Consider the following 2,171-nt stretch of genomic DNA (forward strand, 5'->3'; position numbering starts at 1 on the left):
TATCCTAACCAGAAAGTTTAGTTAGGTGTTCTAAATGAACCGCCCTGTGCGGAGCCGCATGCAGGGTGGTGTGGGGGTTGGAGGTTAGATACCTCCGGCTACCCGATTATATGCAAACTACTCTTGAGCTTGCCAGTTAGAAGGAAAGCTAACCCACTGGCATTTGTTAGAGTTATTTAATGTATGAGTTGGCTCTAAAATTTCAGAAGCTGAAAAACAACCACCAGCGATACCAATTAAATGGGGCATGGTTGATATAGTCCAATACAACGTAGTACCACATTGAGTACAAAAATGACGATTTTGTTCGTGATTTTGCTCTTTATGCCACAACTTATAAATCTTTGTTTCGCCTGATTTCTTTAATACTGAATCAATTTTAAAATAAGTAGATATTCCAAAAGCACTTCCCGTACGTTGTTTACAGTTAGTGCAATTACAAACTGAGTTCATTTCAGGCTTGCCTGAAAGAGTTATTGATATTTGTTTACAACAGCAAGTAGCTTCAAGTGTCACAAAACCTTCCTTTGCATATAACGCCCAAATAACAGGCTAAAAATAGTGGGCTAAAATGGAGCGGAGCGAACAGCCCGCTGTTTTTAGTCCTTGTTAATTTGCTTGTTAGCAATACTTACCACCAAGCTGGTCTCATGTTTTTTTATATAATAACCACCAAGCCAAGTAATTAGCAATGATGCTCCAATAACCACCTGCCAAAAAGATACGCCTAAACTTTCCAGAGGGAGGCGAACAGCAGTTTCGGCAGCAAAAGCAGCCCATAAACCAACATAAGACCATGACATTCCGGAGTAATGCCACTGTAGCCAGTTATCATGATGCCTAAATAATAGAGGAGATAAAATACCGAATAAAACGGTTAATAATGAAAACACAGCCAGAATATGAAATGGGCCGAATTTAAATAAAACGTGAGTAAACAAAGCCGTTATATTCATGAAAATCATTGATGCTACATAAATGTAACCTACTTTTTTATGAGTAAGCGTGCCTTTTGTTTTGAATACTACGTAACCACCAGAAATTAGAGCTACTACAGCCAAAACTGTGTGGAAAGCACCTATTGTTGACTCAAATATATCCATATCGTTAAACCTCCATGTATTGCTAACGCCCACTTAAGCGGACAAAAATAGTTGGTTAAAATGTGTAGCGAAGCGGAACCTAACCAACTGTTTTTGTTCCGTTTGAAGTGCTTGTTATATTTTACTTACTATTACCATGTTCTTTGGGGGTTAAATAACCTCGAATTTTTTGTTTTAGCTGGGTTCTTAATGGACCTGTAATGTGATTCCATTCGTGGCTTTGTTTATCGAAGAATGTTACAAAATCAAAGTCCATATCTTTAAGCTGAAGATTGCCACCATGAAATAATGACCGCGCATGAGAATAAGGTTTACTCATCTCTTGTTTTTTAGCTGAGTAATAAGCATTAATCTGACTTAATGCTACCGCGATTTCTTTCTCTAGCTCTTCATCTAAATAAATTCCATGTTGCTCTAGTATTTTATAAGCGTTAGAAATACTATCGAAGGCCTTTACATATGCATCATAATTCTCTTTAAACGCATCAAAATATACGCTTATCTGATCATTTAATAGTGAGTTAGGAGACAAAGTCCGAACATGTTTGATAAAGCCATGCCTTGGTAATGACGTGAGAATAACTTGTGAGTATACAGCTTCAACTGCTTCTATTCTTTTACGCCCGAAATCTAGTGTTTTTTGTCTCTCATTATCTGCATATATTGATAAGTCGGCTTGGATGGAGTTTTTCTTTATATCCAATTGGTGCTGGTATTCTTTTAATGATTTAGATAGCTGGTTTTGTATTAAAAATTTAGCGAGTATGGCTGCTACAGAGGCTCCTGCAACTCCACCAGAAAGTAAATTAATTAAGAATTCAGACATCTAACCTCCTTGTAAAATATAACAGCTTATTCATTAGCAGCTCAATAATGTTCCAGGCTGCTCAATTCAAACCTCAAAGATACCATCGCTAAGTCATTGTTGTAAATCGAATATTTTTCATAAATACGTAAGTATTGCTCAAAATACTGCCGAAAAAAGAATGCGTCTTTGTTTACGAGGTCTATACAACACTTTAAAAAATTTCGCAGTAGATTGATATGTATGGGTTTTCTCGAATGTTA

3 protein-coding genes are annotated in these 2,171 nt (G+C 36.7%); all 3 read right to left on the reverse strand.

Annotation, left to right across the window (positions count from 1 at the left end):
- Positions 1-117: 117 nt before the first annotated feature.
- A complete protein-coding gene (locus Q4591_RS19985) occupies positions 118-516 on the reverse strand; it encodes a GFA family protein (RefSeq protein ID WP_303462596.1) in 399 nt (132 codons plus the stop codon).
- Positions 517-599: 83 nt separating this feature from the next.
- Positions 600-1,103 carry a DUF2306 domain-containing protein gene (locus Q4591_RS19990; protein ID WP_303462598.1) on the reverse strand — a complete coding sequence of 168 codons (504 nt, stop codon included), beginning with the start codon at positions 1,101-1,103 and terminating at the stop codon, positions 600-602.
- A 121-nt stretch (positions 1,104-1,224) separates the two neighbouring features.
- Positions 1,225-1,929 (reverse strand): hypothetical protein, encoded by a 705-nt coding sequence (locus tag Q4591_RS19995; RefSeq protein ID WP_303462600.1) that lies wholly within the window; start codon positions 1,927-1,929, stop codon positions 1,225-1,227.
- Positions 1,930-2,171: the final 242 nt, after the last annotated feature.

Origin of the sequence: Shewanella sp. 3_MG-2023, from assembly GCF_030548765.1 — a bacterium.
Lineage (GTDB): Bacteria > Pseudomonadota > Gammaproteobacteria > Enterobacterales > Shewanellaceae > Shewanella.